The sequence below is a fragment of the Micromonospora sp. ATLC16 genome (assembly GCF_057196645.1).
Map to the genome: position 1 here is coordinate 35,606 of NZ_JBXUOW010000004.1, position 19,028 is coordinate 54,633.

20 protein-coding genes are annotated in these 19,028 nt (G+C 71.4%); 7 read left to right on the plus strand and 13 right to left on the minus strand.

Going from position 1 to position 19,028, the window contains the following annotated elements:
• Positions 1–109: 109 nt before the first annotated feature.
• The 5 genes from AC2CHE_RS02960 to AC2CHE_RS02980 all read right to left on the minus strand — a co-directional run bounded on the left by AC2CHE_RS02960 (position 110) and on the right by AC2CHE_RS02980 (position 3,576).
• Entirely contained in the window at positions 110–445 is a 336-nt protein-coding gene (locus tag AC2CHE_RS02960; protein ID WP_484503326.1) for a DUF1416 domain-containing protein, read from the minus strand.
• 1 nt (position 446) lies between these two features.
• Entirely contained in the window at positions 447–1,295 is an 849-nt protein-coding gene (locus tag AC2CHE_RS02965) for a sulfurtransferase (RefSeq protein WP_484503327.1), read from the minus strand.
• A 209-nt stretch (positions 1,296–1,504) separates the two neighbouring features.
• The gene (locus AC2CHE_RS02970) at positions 1,505–1,582 is read right to left on the minus strand and encodes an Ms5788A family Cys-rich leader peptide (RefSeq protein WP_311202345.1); all 78 of its coding nucleotides are present in this window, start codon (positions 1,580–1,582) and stop codon (positions 1,505–1,507) included.
• 72 nt (positions 1,583–1,654) lie between these two features.
• Complete coding sequence (locus tag AC2CHE_RS02975; RefSeq protein WP_484503328.1) at positions 1,655–2,440, minus strand: LmeA family phospholipid-binding protein; 786 nt, start codon at positions 2,438–2,440, stop codon at positions 1,655–1,657.
• A 107-nt stretch (positions 2,441–2,547) separates the two neighbouring features.
• Positions 2,548–3,576: a hypothetical protein gene (locus AC2CHE_RS02980; protein ID WP_484503329.1), complete on the minus strand. Its 1,029-nt coding sequence runs from the start codon at positions 3,574–3,576 to the stop codon at positions 2,548–2,550.
• A gap of 253 nt (positions 3,577–3,829) precedes the next feature.
• Here AC2CHE_RS02980 and AC2CHE_RS02985 point away from each other — a divergent pair, with 253 nt between their 5' ends.
• The 3 genes from AC2CHE_RS02985 (at position 3,830) to mshD (ending at position 6,495) form a co-directional block, all read left to right on the plus strand.
• A complete protein-coding gene (locus tag AC2CHE_RS02985; protein WP_484503330.1) occupies positions 3,830–4,567 on the plus strand; it encodes a winged helix-turn-helix transcriptional regulator in 738 nt (245 codons plus the stop codon).
• Positions 4,568–4,635: 68 nt separating this feature from the next.
• Positions 4,636–5,511 (plus strand): polysaccharide deacetylase family protein, encoded by an 876-nt coding sequence (locus AC2CHE_RS02990; protein WP_484503331.1) that lies wholly within the window; start codon positions 4,636–4,638, stop codon positions 5,509–5,511.
• Between the two features lie 57 nt (positions 5,512–5,568).
• Positions 5,569–6,495 carry a mycothiol synthase gene (gene mshD / locus AC2CHE_RS02995; protein ID WP_484503332.1) on the plus strand — a complete coding sequence of 309 codons (927 nt, stop codon included), beginning with the start codon at positions 5,569–5,571 and terminating at the stop codon, positions 6,493–6,495.
• A gap of 5 nt (positions 6,496–6,500) precedes the next feature.
• Here the strand turns inward: mshD and AC2CHE_RS03000 are convergent, their stop codons facing one another.
• On the minus strand, positions 6,501–7,331 hold the full coding sequence (locus tag AC2CHE_RS03000; protein WP_484503333.1) for an NUDIX hydrolase: 831 nt from the start codon (positions 7,329–7,331) through the stop codon (positions 6,501–6,503).
• Positions 7,332–7,399: 68 nt separating this feature from the next.
• On the opposite strand from AC2CHE_RS03000, the gene AC2CHE_RS03005 reads away from it, so the two are divergent.
• Positions 7,400–8,368 (plus strand): Gfo/Idh/MocA family protein, encoded by a 969-nt coding sequence (locus AC2CHE_RS03005; protein WP_484503334.1) that lies wholly within the window; start codon positions 7,400–7,402, stop codon positions 8,366–8,368.
• 44 nt (positions 8,369–8,412) lie between these two features.
• Here AC2CHE_RS03005 and AC2CHE_RS03010 read toward each other — a convergent pair whose 3' ends face one another.
• From AC2CHE_RS03010 to AC2CHE_RS03025, 4 genes are all read right to left on the minus strand, one after another.
• Positions 8,413–9,417: an anion permease gene (locus AC2CHE_RS03010; RefSeq protein WP_484503335.1), complete on the minus strand. Its 1,005-nt coding sequence runs from the start codon at positions 9,415–9,417 to the stop codon at positions 8,413–8,415.
• 4 nt (positions 9,418–9,421) lie between these two features.
• Positions 9,422–10,048, minus strand: coding sequence for a DUF47 domain-containing protein (locus tag AC2CHE_RS03015; RefSeq protein ID WP_093403380.1), 627 nt, complete (start codon positions 10,046–10,048; stop codon positions 9,422–9,424).
• A gap of 150 nt (positions 10,049–10,198) precedes the next feature.
• A complete protein-coding gene (locus AC2CHE_RS03020; RefSeq protein ID WP_484503336.1) occupies positions 10,199–11,113 on the minus strand; it encodes a PPK2 family polyphosphate kinase in 915 nt (304 codons plus the stop codon).
• An 82-nt stretch (positions 11,114–11,195) separates the two neighbouring features.
• Complete coding sequence (locus AC2CHE_RS03025; protein ID WP_484503337.1) at positions 11,196–11,702, minus strand: DUF402 domain-containing protein; 507 nt, start codon at positions 11,700–11,702, stop codon at positions 11,196–11,198.
• A 139-nt stretch (positions 11,703–11,841) separates the two neighbouring features.
• Between AC2CHE_RS03025 and AC2CHE_RS03030 the strand changes: the two genes are divergently transcribed.
• Positions 11,842–13,992: an ATP-dependent DNA helicase gene (locus AC2CHE_RS03030; protein WP_484503338.1), complete on the plus strand. Its 2,151-nt coding sequence runs from the start codon at positions 11,842–11,844 to the stop codon at positions 13,990–13,992.
• Between the two features lie 33 nt (positions 13,993–14,025).
• Here AC2CHE_RS03030 and AC2CHE_RS03035 read toward each other — a convergent pair whose 3' ends face one another.
• Positions 14,026–15,324 carry an AI-2E family transporter gene (locus tag AC2CHE_RS03035; RefSeq protein ID WP_484503339.1) on the minus strand — a complete coding sequence of 433 codons (1,299 nt, stop codon included), beginning with the start codon at positions 15,322–15,324 and terminating at the stop codon, positions 14,026–14,028.
• 165 nt (positions 15,325–15,489) lie between these two features.
• Here AC2CHE_RS03035 and AC2CHE_RS03040 point away from each other — a divergent pair, with 165 nt between their 5' ends.
• Both AC2CHE_RS03040 and AC2CHE_RS03045 read left to right on the plus strand, forming a co-directional pair.
• Positions 15,490–15,828, plus strand: coding sequence for a GroES family chaperonin (locus tag AC2CHE_RS03040; RefSeq protein ID WP_484503340.1), 339 nt, complete (start codon positions 15,490–15,492; stop codon positions 15,826–15,828).
• A gap of 88 nt (positions 15,829–15,916) precedes the next feature.
• Positions 15,917–16,084 carry a hypothetical protein gene (locus AC2CHE_RS03045; RefSeq protein ID WP_484503341.1) on the plus strand — a complete coding sequence of 56 codons (168 nt, stop codon included), beginning with the start codon at positions 15,917–15,919 and terminating at the stop codon, positions 16,082–16,084.
• A gap of 75 nt (positions 16,085–16,159) precedes the next feature.
• Here the strand turns inward: AC2CHE_RS03045 and AC2CHE_RS03050 are convergent, their stop codons facing one another.
• Both AC2CHE_RS03050 and AC2CHE_RS03055 read right to left on the minus strand, forming a co-directional pair.
• Positions 16,160–17,647, minus strand: a complete 1,488-nt coding sequence (locus AC2CHE_RS03050) for a PrsW family intramembrane metalloprotease (RefSeq protein ID WP_484503342.1) — start codon at positions 17,645–17,647, stop codon at positions 16,160–16,162.
• A gap of 56 nt (positions 17,648–17,703) precedes the next feature.
• Entirely contained in the window at positions 17,704–18,921 is a 1,218-nt protein-coding gene (locus AC2CHE_RS03055; protein WP_484503422.1) for an FUSC family protein, read from the minus strand.
• Between the last annotated feature and the right edge of the window lie 107 nt (positions 18,922–19,028).

Here is a 19,028-nt window from a genome sequence, read left to right on the forward strand (position 1 = left end):
CGGTGCGCAGCGCAGGGCGGGGCGGTGCACAGCGTAGGGCGGGGTGTAGATGACGGGTGGCCCGCATTCCTCTTGGGAGGGACGCGGGCCACGAGGCCGATCAGAGCTGTCAGGCGGTGACGGTGACGGCCACCTCGTTGATGCCGCGACCGGCGGTCACGGTGGTGTCTCCGTTGCCCTGGCGGGAGAGCGCCCGCAACGTCCAGGCGCCCGGCGCGGCGAAGAAGCGGAACTGACCGGCCGGCGAGGTCACCACCTCGGCGGTGAACTCACCTGTCGAGTCGAGCAGGCGGACGTACGCGCCCGGCACCGCTTCGCCCTCCGCAGAGCGGACGACACCGGTGATGACGGTCTCCCGCTCCAGGTCGAGGCCGGCAGGCAGCGGGGCGGACTGGTCGGGGGCCGCGCAGCCGGCGGCGGTGCTTGCGGCGGTGCTTGCGGTCATCTCAGGCCTCCCCCGGCTCATCGCCGAGCGCCACCGGCACACCGACCAGCGAGCCGTACTCGGTCCACGATCCGTCGTAGTTCTTAACGTTGCGGTGGCCGAGCAGCTCCTGGAGCACGAACCAGGTGTGCGAGGAGCGCTCGCCGATGCGGCAGTAGGCGATGGTTTCCTTGCTGTCGTTCAGCCCGGCCTCGCCGTAGATCTTGCGCAGCTCGTCGTCGGACTTGAAGGTGCCGTCCTCGTTGGCCGCCTTCGACCACGGCACGCTGATCGCGGTCGGGATGTGGCCGCCACGCTGTGCCTGCTCCTGCGGCAGGTGGGCGGGGGCCAGCAGGCGGCCGGCGTACTCGTCGGGGCTACGCACGTCGACCAGGTTCTTGGTGCCGATCGCGTCGACGACCTCGTCCCGGAAGGCCCGGATGCCGGTGTCCGGCTCGCTGGCGACGTACTGCGTGGCCGGGCGGGTCACGACGTCGGCGACCAACGGCCGGGCGTCCAGCTCCCACTTCTTGCGACCACCGTCGAGCAGCTTGACGTCGCGGTGGCCGTAGAGCTTGAAGTACCAGTACGCGTACGCGGCGAACCAGTTGTTGTTGCCGCCGTACAGGATGACGGTGTCGTCGTTGCTGATCCCCCGCTCGGAGAGCAGCGCCTCGAACTGGGTCTTGTTGACGAAGTCCCGGCGGATCGGATCCTGGAGGTCGTTCTTCCAGTCCAGCTTGATGGCGCCGGCGATGTGGCCGGAGTCGTAGGCCGAGGTGTCCTCGTCAACCTCGACGAAGACGACGCCCGGGGCGTCGAGGTTCTTCTCGGCCCACTCGGCCGAGACGATTGCGGTGTCGCGACTCATCAGATCACTCCCTGGTGAGGATGGATGGTGAGCCAGCGCGCGGAGATCGGGATGTCGAGGTGTCGCACCACGCGCGGGACCCATAGCTCGAAACGGATCACGGGTTCGTGCGACGGCGCCGCTGCCGGGCGTCCGGTGGGGTGCACCGGGAACGAGGTACGCGTGCCCCTGGTGCCTTGGCCGCTAGGCGGCCCGAGCCAGCCCCGCCGTCAGATGACGGGGCGACACAGGCAGGTGGCCACGCGGCACAGGTCGACCGCGCGCCGTTTGGTGAGGAGCGTCCCCATGAGCAGGGAGCCTACCAGCGATCCCAGACAACTCTATCGGTCCGACCAGCATCCGGGACGCCGAGCCGGCGGTCAGCCGACCGAGTTGATCGGCACGTCCCGTGCGTCGGCGGTCACCGTCAACCCCTGCGGCTGCGGCTGAACCTCCCGAACGGTGAGCTGGAACGGCAACTCCGGCAGGGGCACGTCGACCGAGATGCTGCGGGCGAAGTTGCTCACCAGGGCGCGGGCCAACGGCAACTCCGGCAACCCCTCGGCGTCCAGGTCGTCGAACTTCAAGGCCACCTCCCCCTGCTCACCGACGATGATGTCGGCGGTGCCGGTGACGGTCAGTCGTTGGCCGAGGACGTCGACCGGAGCGGTGACGGCGAGCTGCCCGTCCCGCTCCCCGAGGGTCAGCCCCTCCCGGTCGAGCAGGGCCGACAGGCTCTGGTAGCCGATGGTGCCGGTGCCGTTGACCGTTTCGGCCACGACCTCACCCTGGCCGGTGCGCAGGGTGTCCAGCGAGGCCCGCACGTTTCGGGCGTCGACATCCAGACTGGGCAGCGCGACGGCGTCGCCCTGCACCGAGGCCCGCACGTCCCGCAGCTTGATCGAGATGCGCTCGTACCGGCCGTCGAGCACCTGGGTGAGGAACGGGAAGCCACCCACCTCGACCTCGGGCGGCGAGGATTGCGCGTCCTGTTCGGCGATCTGCTGGCGCACCTCGTCGGCGATGGTGCGCTCGGCCATGCCCGCCGCCACCCGGTCGGCGATGGCGATCAGTCCGGCGAGCACGAGCAGCAGGACGACGAACCCGATCAGCACCTTGCGTCCGCGTCGCCGCGGCCGCCGCCCGTACGTCTGTTCCTGCTCCACGCCGTCTCCTGTCTCGTCGTATCTCGATGCCGCCAGCGGTGGACCGGTGGTACCCGTGGTCCGGATTTCTCAATCGCGTGGCCGGGCGGGCGGCCACGCGCGGACGGTCAGAGCACCAGCCGACACATCAGGTATGCGGCCGGCGCCGCCATCGCGAAGCCACCGAGTGGCCCCTGCACGTGCCGTACGGCCCAGACCGACGGCGTTTCACCGGCCATCAACCGGCCCGCCTCCGCGTAGCTGCCGGCGAGGTCGGCCAGCACGGCGACGACGGCCGCCACCAGGCCGATGATCGCGGCCCGGGTAGGGGTGAACGGGGTGACCAGGTAACCGCCGAGAAGCGCGCTGATCAGCGTGCCGACCATCGCGCCGCCGACCACCCCCGCCGCACCCCTGGGCACCTGGGGCGCGAGCCTCGGCCAGGCCGCGACGGCGTCGGTCACCCGGGCGACGGTGAGCGCCGCGCCGGCTGCCGTCAGGCAGACGGCGATCGTCTGGGTGCCCGCCGGGATCCGGCTGAGCACGATGAGCGTGGCCAACGCGACCACTCCGGACACGATGGTGGCGGTGGTCCGCAGCGAGTCGGTCACCCGGACCCGGTCCACCCGTCGGACCAGTTGACCGAGCACCGCGGCGAGCACCCCGCCGACCGCGATGTAGAGCAGCGGCGCCAACCGTGCCTCAGCCGACCGTACGGCCACCACGTCGGCCGCCACCGCGGACACCGCGCCGACCCCGAGGACGACCGCCAGTGCCGGCGGCCGGGTGACCATGGTCCAGACGAGCACGAAGAGCACCTGCACGGCGAGCACCACGAGGGTGAAGGGCAGCCGGTACCCGGGACTGGACGTCTGCGCGGCGACGACCAGGCCGAGACCGAGCAGCGCGGCAAACCCGCCGATGGCGAGGGAGAGCTGCCGGCGTACCTCGACCGGTGGTTCCTCCTCCTCGTCGTCGACATCCGCGTCGTCGTCGGCGCGGCGGGCCGAACCGCCCCGGCGCAGACGGCGAGGGCCCCGTGAGGGCCGCTCGTCGGTCTCCACGGCCGGACCGGTACGCGGCGGCGATCCTCCCGGGGCGGACGGATCCTCGGCCCACGGGTCACGGCCGGTCTCGGGCGAGTTGGAGGGAAACACCCACCGATCGTGCCAGACCAACCTCACATCGCGGGTGTCAGCGTTTCCGCGACGTTAAAACCTGGGCCGCAATCAGGGGCAGATAGGGCAAAGAGGAAACCGCGCCAAGGTCGTACGCGAGCAATCGGTTACGCTCAACGGCGAAACCCGCCCGTCAGCGACGCCGGGACCCACGGAAGTTCCCAGCGCCACGCCCCGCAGGAGTGCCGCTGGTCGCGCGCGGCCGCAACGGGCCGCCGGGACGGAGGTGATCGTGGAGATCCTGCTGTTGGTGACCGCACGGGCAGGCGAACCATCCGCAGTGCTACCTGCACTGGACCTGCTGCCGCACTCGGTGCGCACCGCACCTCGCGATGTCCGCACCCTGGTCGCCGGCCCCAGTCCGGACGCCGTGCTGGTCGACGCCCGCTCCGAGCTGAGCGAGGCCCGGGCCACCTGCCGAATGCTGCACGCCACCGGGCTCGGCGTACCGCTGGTCGCGGTGGTCACCGAGGCTGGCCTGATCGCGCTCAACGCCGACTGGGGCGTCGACGACGTCATCCTCGCCTCCGCCGGCCCCGCCGAGGTGGAGGCCCGGCTGCGGCTCGCGGTCGGCAGGCTGAGCAACGCGACCGCCGGCGCCGGCGGTTCCATCCGGGCCGGCGAGCTGATGATCGATCCGGACACCTACGCGGCGAAGCTCAAGGGTCGCCCGCTGGACCTCACCTACAAGGAGTTCGAGCTGCTGAAGTTCCTCGCCCAGCACCCGGGTCGGGTGTTCACCCGCGACCAGTTGCTGCGTGAGGTGTGGGGTTACGACTACTTCGGCGGGACCCGAACGGTCGACGTGCACGTGCGTCGCCTGCGCGCCAAGCTCGGCTCCGAGTACGAGTCGATGATCGGCACCGTCCGGCAGGTGGGTTACAAGTTCGTGGTGCCGTCGTCGCGGACCATGTCGGAGGCCACCGAGCACGCGCCGCTACCGATGCGGGCACTCACCATCGAAGGCTAATTACCGATATGCCCTTTTTGGTCGACTAGCGCGTTCTATCGTGACTGCCAGTTGACCAGCGGGGGGCATTGGTGGGCGGTAACCAGGTGGGGGCGGCACGGGCCGTCGGGATCATCACGCTCGTGGTGACGGCGGTCCTCGGCTCGGCGTACCTGCTCGGACGAAGCCTGGTGCCGGACGCGTCGCGGACCGACAACGCCGTCACCGCGACCGGCGTCGAACACCCCGAGTACGCGGACCAGTCGGCCCCCATCGACGCCGAGCCCGACGTTACCCGCGCACCGGACACCGGACCGAACGGGTCGCAGCGCAGCGACGAACAGGAGCAGGACCCGAACGTCGGCCCGATGGGCACCCGGGTGAGCACCGGCACCGCCGATGTCGCGCTCACCTTCGACGACGGACCACACCCTGACTACACCCCGCAGGTCCTCGCGATCCTGCGGGAGCACCACGTCACGGCCACCTTCTGCGTGGTCGGCAAGAACGCCCGGGCGTACCCCTGGCTCGTCGAGCAGATCGTCGCCGAGGGCCACACCCTGTGCAACCACAGCTGGGACCACGATGTCGCCCTGGGTGCCCGGTCGTCCGACTGGATCCGCGCCGACCTGATGCGAACCAGCGAGGCGATCCGCGCCGCGGTGCCCGACGCGCCGATCGCCTGGTACCGGCAGCCCGGCGGCGCCTGGACCTACTCGGTCATCTCCGTCTCCCGCGACCTCGGCATGGCACCGCTGCACTGGACGCTGGACCCGTCCGACTGGCGAGCGCCGGGCGCGACCCGGATCGCCAACTCCGTGATCAACGGGATACGGCCCGGCTCGATCGTCCTGCTGCACGACGCGGGCGGCGACCGTCAGGGCACCGTCAACTCGCTGTACCGGATCCTCCCCGAACTGGCGGGCCGGTTCGACGTTCAGGCGTTGCCACCGAGCGGACTGTGACGGGGGCAGCAACCGTCCCTCCGCGCGGCTCACCTTCGGCACGGTTACGGTGATGCGATGAGCAGCACCCAGGCGGGCATCGACCAGGTCAGCCGCGTCGACCGACTCGGCCCGGCGGAGATCACCGAAGTTCTGGCGCTCGCCCGGACGGCCGGCGACGCCGACGGGGCGGACCCGATGGACGAGCACGTGCTGCTCCGCCTGCGCGACGACCGCGCCGCGGCGAGCCACCTGGTTGCCCGCTCCGCCGACGGCAAGCTCACCGGGTACGCGCACCTCGACACGACCGACCCGGACAGCGGCGTCGGCGTGGAGCTGATGGTGCACCCGGCGTACCGTCGGCGCGGTACCGGACGGGCGCTGGCCCGGGGGGTGCTGGCCACCGCCGCCGGGCCACTGCGGGCGTGGGCGCACGGCGACCACCCCTCGGCCGCCGCCCTCGCGGTCGACCTCGGATTCCATCGCGCCCGGGTCCTCTGGCAGCTACGTCGACCGCTCGCCGCCCCCTTGCCCGAGCCGCGCCTGCCCGAGGGGGTGACGCTGCGCGCATTCCGCCCCGGCAGCGACGACGAAGCCTGGTTGACGCTGAACGCACGAGCCTTCGCCGACCATCCGGAGCAGGGCCGATGGACCACAGAGGACCTGCGGCCACGTCTCACCGAACCGTGGTTCGACCCGGCCGGTTTCCTGCTCGCCGTCGAGTCGGCGACCGGCCGGCTGCTCGGGTTCCACTGGACCAAGGTGCACGAGCGACCCGGCTCCGCCCGCATCGGTGAGGTGTACGTGCTCGGGGTGGAGCCCGCCGCGCACGGCGGCGGGCTCGGCCGGGCCCTGACCATGGCCGGCCTCGCGTACCTACGCGACCGACGCGGGCTGGACCGGGTGATGCTCTACGTCGACGAGTCGAACACCGGCGCGGTGGCGCTCTACGAGCGGCTCGGCTTCGCCCGCTGGTCCGCCCACGTCAACTACCAGCTCGGCTGATCCGGTCAGGGCAGGTAGAACCGGGGCCGGTCGGGGTCGGACAGATCCAGCCGGGGCGTGATCGGGGTGACCGCATCGCGGTCCGCCGCCCCCGCTGCCACCGCGGTGAGGTCGGTGCAGGCGGCCACCTCGCCGAGGGTGACCAGGGTCGGCGGGAGCATGGTCAGGTCCCCGGCCGCTGCCTGCCGGCCCGCCTCGACGGGCCGGATCCACAGCGTGTGGTCGGCCTCACCGGAGACGTCGCGGGTCCGCTGTCCCTCGGGCAGCAGCGCCACGAAGAAGTACGTGTCGAACCGACGCGGCTCGAATTCCGGGGTCACCCATCGGCTCCACGGCAGCAGCAGGTCCGACCGGAGCGTGAGCCCCCGCCCGGCGAGCAGGTCGGCGAACCCGGTCCGCCGCTGTTCCAGGTCGACCCGGGCAGCCTCCCAGCCGTCGTCGCTGACATCGCCGACGACCCGCGTCGCGTCCGGCCCGGCGAGCAGCACTCCCGCCTCCTCGAAGACCTCGCGGGCCGCCGCGCAGACCACCGCCTGCGCCGCGCTCGGGGCCAGCCCGAGGCGTACCCCCCAGTCCGTCGGTGTCGGGCCGGCCCAGTCCAGGTGGGTCGTGGAGTCCGAGGGGTCCACTCCACCACCTGGGAAGGCGTACATGCCACCGAACGCCATCGCCGCGACCCGGCGGATCAGGTAGACCTCGAAGCCGTCGTCGGCCGGGCGGAGCAGCAGCACGGTGGCGGCCACCCTGGGCACCGCCGGCACCGCGCCGGATTCCCGGAACCGGCGGGCGTGCTCCACCAGCGCGGGCGGCGCCGAGAAGTCACGGTCGATCGTCATGCGCCGAGACTAGTCCCGATCCTGGATGCCCAGTACAGCCCTCAGCTGACCTTCGGTAGCGTCGCGCCATGACTCGTTGGGGCATCCTGGCCACCGGCCACATCGCCGCCCGCTTCGCCGAGGACCTCCGGCTGGTGCCGGGGGCCGAACTCGTCGCGGTCGGCTCCCGCACCGCCGAGACCGCGGAACGCTTCGCGGAACGGCACGGCGTACCACGGGCGTACGGCTCCTGGCCGGAACTGGCTGCGGACGCCGACGTCGATGTGATCTACGTCGCCACCCCGCACGCCGCCCACCACGAGGCGGCCCTGACCTGCCTCACCGCCGGCCGGCCGGTGCTGGTGGAGAAGCCGTTCACCCTCGACCTGACCACCAGCACCGAACTCGTCGACACCGCCCGCGCCGCCGACGTCTTCCTCATGGAGGCGATGTGGATGCGGTGCAACCCACTCATCCGGCGGGTCTGCCAGCTGATCGCCGATGGCGCGATCGGCGCCCTGACCGGGGTCCGGGCCGACTTCGGCGTCGCCGGCCCCTTCCCGCCCGAGCACCGGATGCGCGACCGGGCGCTGGGCGGTGGCGCGCTGCTGGATCTCGGCGTCTACCCGATCAGCCTGGCCCACCTGCTGCTGGGCACGCCGCAGCACGTACGGTCGTGGGCGAAGCTGGGCCCGGAGGGCACGGACGAGAACACCGGCCTGATCCTCGGCTACGACTCCGGTGCCGTGGCCACGTTGAGCTGCGGCATGGTGGGCGCCACCGGGCTCACCGCCTCGATCACCGGCAGCACCGGGCGGATCGAGCTACCCGAGCCGTTCTTCCGACCCGACCGGTTCACCCTGTACCGCGCCGACGCGGCACCGGAGACGATCAGCGAGGAGCTGGTCGGCTCGGGCTACCAGCACGAGGCCATCGAGGTGCAGCGGTGCCTGGCCGAGGGGCTGACCGAGAGCCCGTTGGTACCGCACTCGGCCACCCTGGAGATCATGGGCCTGCTGGACGCCATCCGCGCCCAGATCGGCGTCTCCTACATCTGACAGGTCGAAGGGCCCCTGGGACGCCGGGGGCCCTTCGACACAGGTCAGCTGAACACCGGACGGACCAGGAAGTACATCAGGGCACCGATCGAGCCGGCCGCCGGGAAGGTCAGGATCCAGGCACCGATGATGTTGCCGGCCACGCTCCAGCGCACGGCGGAGAGCCGCTTGGTGGCGCCGACACCCATGATCGCTGAGGTGATCGTGTGCGTGGTCGAGATCGGCGCACCGAGCACCAGGGCGTTGAAGTAGAGCACGCCGCTGGCCACGGTCTCGGCCGCGAAACCCTCCGGCGGACGCAGGTCGATGATCTTCCGGCCCAAGGTCCGGATGATCCGCCAGCCGCCGGCGTAGGTGCCGGCCGCCAGCACGGCCGCCGAGGTCCAGAACGCCCACTCCGGGATGTAGGTGGCATCGTCCTGGTAGCCACCGACGAAGAGGGCGAGCACCACGATGCCGATGGTCTTGGCGGCGTCCTGCATGCCGTGGCCGACCGACATGGCCGCCGCCGAGGCGGTCTGGGCCCAGCGGAAGCCGCGGTTGAGCTTGCCCGGGTGCCCGTTCCGGAAGATCCACTGCACCGCGATCATCACGATGTAGCCGAGGATGAAGCCGACCATCGGCGACAGGATCATCGGAATGATCACGCTCTTGCCGATGCCGCTCCAGAGCACGGTGCCGGAGGCGGCGACGGTCGAGCCGACCAGGCCACCGATCAGGGCGTGCGAGGACGACGACGGCAGGCCGAAGTACCAGGTGACGAGGTTCCAGGTGATCGCGCCGATCACCCCGGCGAAGACGATGCCGAGGCTGGAGACACCGGTGGGCAGCTCGACCAGGCCGCTGCCGACGGTCTTGGCGACCTCGGCGCCGAAGTGGGCGCCGATGAAGTTGCCGACCGCCGCCATGGCCAGGGCGACCCGGGGTGTCAGCGCCCGGGTGGAGATACTGGTCGCGATCGCGTTGGCGGCGTCGTGGAAGCCGTTGGTGTAGTCGAACACCAGGGCCACCCCGATCACCGCCAGCACGGCGATGAGCTCGGGACTCACAGGATCAGGACTCCTTGACCGCGATGGTCTCGACCGTGTTGGCGACGTGCTCGAAGGCGTCGCAGGCGGCCTCCAGCTCGTCGGCGACCTCCTTCATCTTCAGCACGGTCAACGCGTCGTACTCACCGGAGAAGAGCCGTACCAGCAGCATCCGGTAGGCCTGGTCGCCGTCGTTCTCCAGCCGGTTGATCTCGATCCAGTAGTCCTCGAGATCCTTCATCGACTTGAGTCGAGGCATCGCGTCGGCGGTCAGCTTCGCCTGCTGGTCGAGTACGTGCACCAGCTCGTGCATCTCCCGGGGCAGCGACGGCAGCTTGGTCAGCCCGTAGAGGTAGAGCAGGTTTCCCACCGCCTCCAGGTGGTCCATCACGTCGTCCAGGAGGGAACCGAGCCGGTAGATGTCCTCTCGGTCGAAGGGGGTGACGAAGGTAGAGTTGATCTTCTTGTACAGGTCGTGGGTGATCTGGTCGCTGTCGTGCTCCACCTCGGTGAGTCGCTCGCTCACCGACTGCACCTCGACATCGGGCAGGGCCAGCTCGTTGAGCAGCTCGGTACCCCGGACCAGATTCTGCGCGGCCCTGGTGAAGAGCTCGTAGAAAGCGCCCTCGTTGGGGCGGAAGGAAAACCTCACAGCACGGACCTCGTCGTGTCGGGTGGAAGGGGTGGCGGCCGTAGCTCCGGCGCACTGCTGAGGGGAATGCTAGGGAACCGTCAGATCGGCGATTATTCGGCCCACCCCTGGCCAGATGGCATTCACCGCTCGTTCAACTTCCGTTCACCTTCACCGTCCCGTGGTTCCCATCAGCCGCTCCCGTTCCCGCTCGATGTCGAAGTCGGCTGGCGGATACCCCAGACCAAGAGTGTCGAACGTCTCACGCAGCAGGTGCGCCACCGCCCAGTCGCGGTACCACTTGCGGTCCGCCGGCACCACGTACCACGGTGCCTGGTCCGTACCGCACGTGGCGAGCACCTCGGCGTACGCGGCCTGGTAGTCGTCCCACCGGGCCCGGGCGTCGACGTCGGACGGGTGGTACTTCCAGTGCTTGGTCGGATCGTCCAGGCGGGCCAGCAGCCGCTTCGCCTGCTCGGAGTTGGAGATGTGCAGGAAGACCTTGACCAGGGTCACCCCGGCGTCGGTCAACTCCCGCTCGAACTCGTCGATCTCCGCGTACCGGGGCCGCCAGAGGTCCTCCGGCGCCCGCTCCTGGACCCGGGGCACCAGCACGTCCTCGTAGTGCGAGCGGTTGAAGACCCCCAGGTTGCCCGGCGGCGGCAGGGCCCGGCGGATCCGCCACAGGAAGTGGTGCCGCAGCTCCTCGGCGGTCGGCGGACCGAACGCCCGGATGTGCACGCCGAGCGGATTCATCGCCCCGACCACCCGCTTGACCGTGCCGTCCTTGCCGCCGCAGTCCATCGCCTGGAGCACCAGCAGCACCCGCCGGCCGGCACCGGGTTCGGCCTTCGCGCCCGCGAACAGCATCTCCTGTTGCCCGGCCAGCCCCGCACCCAGCCGGGTCAGCTGCCGGCGGGCCCAGGTCTTGCGGTCCGGCCAGGTCACCTCCGGGCCGGGCAGCCCCGGAGTCGAGCGGGGATCGATCTCCGCGAGGTCCACCGGTCCACCGGGCCGTACCCGGAGCAGGTCGCGTACCGCGCCGCCGTTCGGCGCCACCACGTCGAAGCCATAGTCGTCCACCATCGGAGCATCATCACCCGTCCGCCGCCGGTCCGCGCGACGGAGCTGCATCAGACCGGGCTGAGGCCCGCGGGCGCGGGCAGCGTCAGACCACCAGGGCCAGCCACTTGCGGTACGAGGTGGCGAACGGCTCGGTGCCGTCGCCGAGCGCGCCGAACAACCAGCGCGCCGCCGCCTCGGCCTCCACCACCAGGTCGTCGGGATACCCGAAGCGGACCCGGTGCTCGGCGAACTCGTCCTCGTCGCGCAGCTCGACCAGGCCGGTCTCGCGACGACGGACCACGTCCAGGTCGAGGTCGATCAGATGAACGGTGTCCTCACCCTCCCAGCGGGCCGGGCTGGCGATGTCGCAGTAGACCTCGCTGGTGCGGGGCGGCGGGTTGAACATGCCGGTCCACCAGGCGTGGTGGGGCACCAGCAACACGAAGGGAATCTGCTCGACCGACGGTCGGCCGTGATAGACCGAGCTGGTGCCGGCCGACACGCCGAGCCAGATGCCGAGGTCGTCCTCGGCCAACCGGCGGGCCGGGTAGTCGCGGTGGGCGCTGCCGTCGAACTTGCGGTAGATCACACGGATCACGTCGCTCGGCATGAGTCGCACCCTAGCCGATTCCGCCCACGGCTCGCCGTCGGGAAGTTACCGGACGACAGGGCGATATTCCGCGCCGCGCGACCCGCGACACGGCCCGCTCGGTACCGACCACGTCCGCCCGGGCGGGTACCGTGCCACGGTGACCCCGCCCCGCACCGCCATCGGCACCGGCACCGCCCGCGACAAGGCACGTCGGCGGGGCGACCGGCCGGGCGGAGCCGAGCTGTTGTCCGCTGCGGTCGGTGCCGTGCCCGGCGGTACGGCCCGTCCGGGCCAGCAACGGATGACCACGGCGATCGAGGAATGCGTCGGTACCGGGGACCACCTGCTGGTGCAGGCCGGCACGGGCACCGGCAAGTCCCTGGCGTACCTCGCCCCGGCGTTGACGGTGGACGGACCTGTGGTGGTCTCCACCGCCACCCTGGCGTTGCAGTCCCAGCTGGTGGAGCACGACCTGCCCCGGCTGGCCGACGCCGTCGAACCGCTGCTCCGCCGCCGCCCCACGTTCGCCGTGCTGAAGGGCCGCCACCACTACCTCTGTCTGGCCCGGCTGGAGAACTCCACGGCGGACGAACCGGAGGACACCCTCTTCGACGCCCCGGCCGAGCGTCCCGGCGGCACCCGCTGGCTCGGTGAGGCCGGCCGGCTGGGCAAGCAGATCCAGCGTCTGCGGGACTGGGCCCTGGAGACCGACACCGGTGACCGCGACGAGTTGGACCCGGGCGTCGACGACCAGACATGGCGGCTGGCCTCAATGCCCGCCCGCGAGTGTGTCGGCGCCTCCCGCTGCCCGTACGGTGCGGAGTGCTTCGCCGAGGCGTCCCGGGCCCGGGCCCGGGAGGCGGACATCGTGGTGACCAACCACAGCCTCCTCGCGGTCGACATGCTCGCCGGCCGACACATCGTCCCGCCCCACCGGCTGTTGGTCGTCGACGAGGCCCACGAACTGGCGGACCGGGTCTCCTCGGCAGCCCAGGCGGAGTTGACCCCGGAGCTGATCGACAGGTCCGCCCGGCGGGCCCGGCCACTGCTGCGCCCGGAGACGGCCGAAGCGCTGACCGCGTCGGGTGACGCCCTCGCGGTCGGGTTGGCCGAGGCCCCGGCGGGACGGATCACGAGCGGGCTGCCCGGCCCGCTGCGGGAGGCGTGCACGCTGTTGGACGCCGCCACCCGTACCGCCCTGGACAGCATCGGCGACGTCAAGGCCGACGACACCGACCCGGTACGCAAGCAGCAGGCCAAGGCCGTCCTCGACGAGTTGTCCACCACCGTTCAGCGGCTGCTGGAGGAGGCCGAGCACGACGTGGCCTGGGTGGAGCGCAACGACGTGACCGGACGGCGGGCACTTGTGGTGGCGCCGCTCTCGGTCGCCAGCACCCTGGCCACCCACCTCTACGACGAGCGGACCGTGGTGGCCACCTCGGCCACGCTCGCGCTCGGTGGGCGGTTCGACACGGTCGCCCGGGCACTGGGCCTCGACTCGCCCCCGCCCGGCCCACCGTCACCGGCCGCCGCCGCCCTCGCCGAGGCCACCCGGCGGCCGTCCGGTCCCGATGAGGTGGCCGGTGGCACCGCACCGCCCCGGCCGGACGACGCGGGCGGGTTGACGGACTCCGGGCTCGGGTGGCGTTCACTGGACGTCGGCTCGCCGTTCGACTATCCCCGGCAGGGCATCCTCTACGTGGCCGCGCACCTGCCCCGCCCGGGGGCCTCCGGGCTGCCCGAGGCCGCCGGGGAGGAACTGCTCGCGCTGGTCACCGCGCTCGGCGGGCGTACGCTCGGGCTCTTCTCCTCCCGCCGGGCCGCGCAGCAGGCGGCGGAGCTGCTGCGCGCCCGGACCGACCTGCCGGTGCTGCTCCAGGGTGAGGAGACGCTGCCACTGCTGGTCCGACGTTTCCGCGAGGAGCGGTCGAGCTGCCTATTCGGGGTGATGTCGTTGTGGCAGGGCGTCGACGTGCCGGGCGACGCCTGCCAACTCGTGGTGATCGACCGGCTTCCGTTTCCCCGCCCCGACGAACCGCTCGCCGCGGCCCGGGCTGCGGCGGTCGACGCGCAGGGCGGCTCCGGCTTCGCCGCGGTGAGCGTCCCGATCGCGGCGGTTCGGCTGGCACAGGGCGTGGGCCGGTTGATCCGGGCCAGCGGTGACCGGGGCGTGGTGGCGGTACTCGACTCCCGGCTGGAGACGGCCCGCAGCTACGGCTCGTTCCTCCGTCGCTCGCTGCCTCCGTTCTGGTACACGACCCGTCCGGAGGTGGCCCGAGGCGCGCTGGCCCGCCTCGCCGCGGGCTGAGCCGGCTGGCGTCCCACGGGCAGGCGGTCCGGCTCAGGGTGCCCGGGAGGCGACGACGACGGCGTCGGGCGGGGTGTCCGGAACGCGCCGGGCGGCGAGGCGGCGCACGGCCGTGTTGAGCACCGCGATGATGGGCACCGCGACCAGCGCGCCGGTGATCCCGGCGAGCACCACGCCGGCCGCCAGACCGATGATCACTGCGAGCGGGTGGATCGCGACCGCCCTACCCATGATCAACGGCTGGAGGATGTGGCCCTCCACCTGTTGTACGCCGATCACCACGCCCAAGATGATCAACGCGGTCACCGGGCCGCTGTCGACCAACGCCACCAGCACCGCCACGCCCCCGGAGAGGGTCGCGCCGACGATCGGGATGAACGCGCCGAGGAAGACCAGGGCGGCCAGCGGGAAGGCGAACGGGATGTCGAAGATGACCAGGAAGATGCCGATGCCGACGGCGTCGATGAAGGCGACCAGCACCGTCGCCCGGACGTAGGCGCCAAGCGTCGCCCAGGCGGCCCGGCCGGCGTCGTCGACCTTCCAGCGCGCGGCGACGGGCAGCAGCCGGACCAGGAACCGCCAGATGATGCTGCCGTCGCGCAGGAAGAAGAAGGTGGCGAAGAGGACCAGCACCGTGCCGGTCAGCACCTCGGCCAGGGTGGCTGCGGTGGAGAGAGCGCCGCTGGTGAACCGCTCGGTGTTGTTGTCGACCCACCGCTGGGTCTCCTCGATGTACCGGTCGAGGTCGTTGTCCGACAGGTGCAGCGGCCCGGTCTTGAGCCACTGCTGGATCTGCTGTAGGCCCTGGGTTGACTTCGCGGTCAGTTCCGGAACGCCCTTGATGAACTCGTTGACCACCAGGGTGAACGTGCCGATCACCGCGGCCAGGCCCGCGACCAGTACCACCGCGGTTGCCAGTGATCGCGGCAGGCGGGCCCGTAACAGCCAGCCGACCGCGGGTGCCAGCAGCGCCGACAGCAGCAGCGCCACCGCCAACGGGATGATCACGATGCTGATCGTGCCGACGAGCTTCAGCAGCGCCCAGAAGACGATGCCGATGACGATCAGCCGCCAGCACCAGGCGGCGGCGATCCGCAGCGCGTGCGGCACGTCGGCGTCGTCGCGACTGGAGGTGGAGTTGTGCAGTGGGGTGGGTGTGTCGACACCGACCACGGTCGCCGCCTCCGGTGCCACCGGCCCAGGGCTCGACGGCGAGGCCAGGCCGGGCGGCTCCACGGCATCGGCGGGAGTCTGACGACCCGCGTTGACCGATGCCTTGCCCGACTCGTACGCGCGACGCAGCCGTCCGCGTATCCGCTCGAAGCGGCTCAAGCGCACCTCCCGGCAGATCGGCCTGCGCACTGCGTCAGGTCGGACAGGATACGCCCGACCAGGCAACGGTAGGACGGATTCGCCACCCACAGTGCCCCGCCCGACCGGTCGCTAACCCGGTGACCACCGGCGGCCCGGCAGGGACGACACGGTAGCGTCTGCGGCGTGACCGCCGATCCGAACCTCGACTTCGGCCTGCCCATCCGGCTGCTGCACGACCGCGTGCTGGTGCGGATGGAGGGCAGCGACGGCGAGCGGCGTTCCAGCGCCGGCATCGTGATTCCCGCCACCGCGGCGGTGGGCAAACGCCTGGCGTGGGCCACCGCTGTCGGGGTCGGCCCCAACGTACGCTCCATCGTCTCCGGCGACCGGGTGCTCTTCGACCCCGATGACCGATCCGAGGTCGAGCTGCACGGCGAGGGCTACGTGCTGCTGCGCGAACGCGACGTGCACGCGGTGGCCGCCGAGCGGATCGAGGAGAACGCCACCGGCCTCTATCTCTGACCGGCTTCGGGACGCTCGACCGGTCCGCGCCTCGTTTGTCGCGCTCCCCGACGGGAAGCCAGCCGCACCACCGGCCTGGGGAGGGACGATGCCGGTATTCGTGAAAAAGGTGCTGGCCTGGGGAAGCCTCGCGTTTCTGATCTACTTCGTGGCGTTCCGGCCGGAGGGCGCCGCACAGATGTTCAAGTCGATCGGTGCGGCCCTGATGATGATGGCCCAGGGGCTCGGGGACTTCCTCACCAGCCTGATGACCTGAGCCCACTGGCCGGCCGCTTCCGGTCGCCGGCTGGCTGGTCGGGTCGGGATCAACGGTGACCGGTGGCCGGAGCGGTCAGCGGTGACCGGGTGGCCAGGGGGCGGCGGGACGTGGGCCGTACCAGCCGGGCTGGCCGTAGCCGGCGGGATATCCGGGTGGCGGGGTGAGCACCACCGGAATCGGGACCACCGGCTCCTCGGGGGCCGCCACCGCCCGCTGCGAGCCGTCCGGGAACCGCAGGTGGTAGCGGTGCCCGTCCCAGACGCCTACCGGCGACTGCGGATCCCGGCCCACGAAGTACGACCGGTACGCGGCGATGGAGTGCAGCAGTTCCTGTTCCTCCCGGGCCGTCCGGTCCCGGTCGGCGGGGCGGCGGTCCAGACCTCGGGTGGCGCCGTCCCGCAGCAGCGCCAACCGGGTCGCCGCGAACTGATAACCACGCATCGCCCGCAGACCGGCGTCGCCGGCCACCCGCCGGGCCCACGCCCGGGCCGCGTGTCGGCGGCCGAGGCTGCTCAACGCGGCCACCTCCGGCGGCGTGAGCCACCCGGCCCGGACGTAGTCCGGCAGCACCCGCTCGGTGAGCCGTCCCTCCCAGGCCCGTAGCCACACCGCCAGGCCGACCATGCCGAAGAAGATCGGGACCATCACGCCGACGAAGCCGAAGAGTGAGATCAGCACCTGACCGGTGGCCTGGGTCAGCGTCGGCAGCAGGTTCCACGTGCCGTGCAGCATCATCGCCAGCAGCAGGCCGGCGACCGGGGCGAAGAACCGCACCCGACGGTCCGCCGACCGTGCGGCGATACCGAGCCCGATACCGGCCATCGAGGTGAACAACGGATGGGCGAACCCGAAGAGCAGGATCCGGACGATGAAGATGGCGATGACCTGTTGCGTCCCGGTCGCCGGCCCGTACTGCTCGACCCCCGAGGCGTATCCGTACCCGCCCAGGTAGAGGATGTTCTCCACCATGGCGAAGCCGATCGCGGACAGCCCGCAGTAGACGAGGCCGTCGGTGATGCCCGACCATTCCCGCCGTCGGAAGATCAGCAGCAGGATCGGGCCGAGAGTCTTGGTCAGTTCCTCGATGAAGGGCGCGACCAGCACGGCGGTGAGCGCAACGGGCAGGCCCTGGTCCTCGAACCAGCCGGCCGCCGTCTCGTTCACCGTCAGGGACGCCGCGGTGGAGACGAAGGCGCCCCAGGCGAAGCAGAAGACCAGATACTTCAACGGCTCGGGCTCGTAGCGGTCGAGCCAGAGGAAGCAGGCCACCAGCACCGGGACCGGCAGCACCGCCGCGGCCGTACCGACCAGCAGCGCCTCCGGACCGAGGCTGGTGCCGAGCGTGAAGAGCATGAAGATCGCGCAGGCCGCGATCAGAATGATCACCCCGATCAGCACCAGCGCCCGTCGCCAGCTGAGACGGCGTCGCGGCATTCCGGGTACGCCGTCACCCGCGCCGGGGGCGACGGGCACGGACGGCGACGGCGGCGGCGATCCGCCGGACGGGGTGACGGCCATGCGGTCAGCGTAGTCATGCCCGGCCCGCCCGGCCGGGCGCATGGGCCGCCCCGGAGGACTCAGCCGACCGGGGGTGCGGTGGGCCGCTGCACAGCCGGTTACGGCTTGGCCGGTGTCGCCGGCCGGTCCAGCTCACCGAAGGAGCGGCGCACCAGCCGGTTCGCCTCCTCCTGACTGATGCCGGAGGCCACCAGCAGATCACTGGCGGTGGTACGCACCTGAGCCACCACCACACTGCCGGAGAACCCGACCCCCTCGGCGTACGCCCGGCCGGCCTCGCTCACGGCGCGCAGCGGCCGTTGCCGGGCCTGTTCGGGCTCCTTGCCCAGAGCGAACTCCGTCTGGAGCTGGCGCACCGCCTCGGCCAGGTGAACGACCGCGTCCAACATCGGTTCCGGGATCGGCTCGTCGTCCTCCACCAGGGTCACCGCCCGCCGGATCAGGGTGCCGCTGTTGCGCATCGCCCGGTCGATCGGGTCGGCCGCCTCCGCGTAGTGGGTGAGCTCGCTGCGCCGATGCCACCGCGCCGGGGAGAGCAGCGCGGTCTCCTTGGCACCCTCGATCGCCTCGGAGAAGGCGGCCAACTCCTCCTTGTTGTCGCGTAGCCGGTCCAACGCACTCTGGATCTTGCCCGCATCGCGTTCCCGCAGCCCGACGGCGGCGAGATCGAGCTGGCCGGCGAGCAGGTCCAGCGCCGGCCGGGCCGCCCGGTTGAGCACCCGCAGCGGGTTGAGCGGCAGCAGGATCGCGGTGACCAGCAGCGCGACGCTGCCGCCGACGAGTGCATCGATGAACCGAGGTATCTCCAGGTCCTCCACCGACGGGCTGAGCGTCGCGATCAGCACCGCGGTCGCCGCAGCCTGGATGACGATGGCGACGCTGCCCCCGGCGAAGACGGTCAGCACGATGGCGGAGGTCACCACCAGCCCGAGCTGCCACGGCCCGGTACCGAGGAGATAGATCAGCAGGTCGCCGACGAACACCCCGACGCCCACCCCGAGGATCAGCTCGACGGTCCGGCGTAACCGCTGACCCACCGAGACGGCCAGGGTGCCGACGGCGGAGATCGGGGCGAAGACCGGTTGCGGATTTCCCAGCAGCTCATGCGCCGCCACCCAGGACAACCCGGCGGCCAGACCCGCCTGGGCGGCCAGGCCGAGTGACAGGCGCACCCGGTGCAGGCGGTCGCGCAGGGTCGCCTTGCTCCGGTCATGCAGCTGCGCCACCGTCCCGGCGATCCGGGCCTTGTCCACGTCGGACCGGCCGTCGCGCTCGCCGTCTCGGCGCAGCAGCCGGGTAAGTCCGCGCCGGGCCACCGCCATGGCCGGGACTACCCACCTGACGCCCGGACATTCCCGCCGAAGCGGCACATCGCTGCGGGCGGCCGGCACCGGATCACGGCTCGTCGCCGGATCAGGCAGAC

What these genes read in the sequence shown, in the direction of transcription:
- AC2CHE_RS02960 (WP_484503326.1), bottom strand. Translation starts at nt 445, where the DNA reads ATGACCGCAAGCACCGCCGCAAGCACCGCCGCCGGCTGCGCGGCCCCC.
- AC2CHE_RS02965 (WP_484503327.1), bottom strand. Translation starts at nt 1,295, where the DNA reads ATGAGTCGCGACACCGCAATCGTCTCGGCCGAGTGGGCCGAGAAGAAC.
- AC2CHE_RS02970 (WP_311202345.1), bottom strand. Translation starts at nt 1,582, where the DNA reads ATGGGGACGCTCCTCACCAAACGGCGCGCGGTCGACCTGTGCCGCGTG.
- mshD (WP_484503332.1), top strand. Translation starts at nt 5,569, where the DNA reads ATGAGCAGCACCCAGGCGGGCATCGACCAGGTCAGCCGCGTCGACCGA.
- AC2CHE_RS03000 (WP_484503333.1), bottom strand. Translation starts at nt 7,331, where the DNA reads ATGACGATCGACCGTGACTTCTCGGCGCCGCCCGCGCTGGTGGAGCAC.
- AC2CHE_RS03005 (WP_484503334.1), top strand. Translation starts at nt 7,400, where the DNA reads ATGACTCGTTGGGGCATCCTGGCCACCGGCCACATCGCCGCCCGCTTC.
- AC2CHE_RS03020 (WP_484503336.1), bottom strand. Translation starts at nt 11,113, where the DNA reads ATGGTGGACGACTATGGCTTCGACGTGGTGGCGCCGAACGGCGGCGCG.
- AC2CHE_RS03025 (WP_484503337.1), bottom strand. Translation starts at nt 11,702, where the DNA reads ATGCCGAGCGACGTGATCCGTGTGATCTACCGCAAGTTCGACGGCAGC.
- AC2CHE_RS03045 (WP_484503341.1), top strand. Translation starts at nt 15,917, where the DNA reads ATGCCGGTATTCGTGAAAAAGGTGCTGGCCTGGGGAAGCCTCGCGTTT.
- AC2CHE_RS03050 (WP_484503342.1), bottom strand. Translation starts at nt 17,647, where the DNA reads ATGCGCCCGGCCGGGCGGGCCGGGCATGACTACGCTGACCGCATGGCC.